The sequence below is a fragment of the Variovorax boronicumulans NBRC 103145 genome (genome assembly GCF_001591345.1).
In the GTDB taxonomy this organism is placed as follows: Bacteria; Pseudomonadota; Gammaproteobacteria; order Burkholderiales; family Burkholderiaceae_C; genus Variovorax; species Variovorax boronicumulans.
Genome location: NZ_BCUS01000282.1, coordinates 1 through 665, shown reverse-complemented (window position 1 = coordinate 665; position 665 = coordinate 1). Strand labels below are relative to the sequence as shown.

At 73.5% G+C, this 665-nt stretch carries 1 protein-coding gene; it reads right to left on the bottom strand.

Annotation, left to right across the window (positions count from 1 at the left end; all coding sequences use genetic code 11):
- Positions 1-665 (bottom strand): type IV pilus assembly protein FimV (locus VBO01S_RS31555; protein ID WP_303621495.1); only part of this gene is annotated, 665 nt, incomplete at both ends.

Genomic DNA, 665 nt, shown 5'->3' with positions numbered 1-665 from the left:
TCGTGGCACCGGTCAGCGGTGCGGGAACGGCGATGCCGGGCGTGGTGGCCAGCGCTGCGGGCGCGGCGGCGGCAGCGGGCGATCCGGTGCCCGTGCCGGTGCCGGCCTTGAGCTTGTTCAGCTCGTTGATGTTCTTCGTGAGCTCGGCAACGCGGTTGCTGCTGTCCTGCGCCTGGCGGGCCTGCGCGACCTTTTCATCGGCGGCGCGCGCGGCGGCGTTGCCTTGCGACACCGTGAGCTTGTCGGGTGCGCTGGCGGCGGCATTGCGGTCTTCCACGCTGGCCTGCAGCTTGCCCGAGGCCTGGCGGCTCGCTGCGGCCACGTTGGTGGTCGGGGCGTTTTCGGCGAGGCGCTGGCGGTAGCTGCCGAAGTCGCGGCTTTGCGCGGTGATCGTGCGGCGCGCGTCGGCGGCCGGCACGGCGCTCGCTGCGGCGGCGTTCGGCAGGTCGAGCACGGCACCGGCCTTCATCCGGTTGACGTTGCCGCCGACGAAGGCGTCGGGGTTGGCGTTCAGCAACGCGACCAGCATCTGGTCGAGCGAGACGTCGGCGGGCTTGTGGGCGGAGGCGATCTTGCCGGCGGTGTCGCCACGGCGCACCGTGACTTGCTCGCCACTGCCGCCGCTGGGGGCGGCGACGGCGGCACGTGCCGGCGCGGGAGCCGGT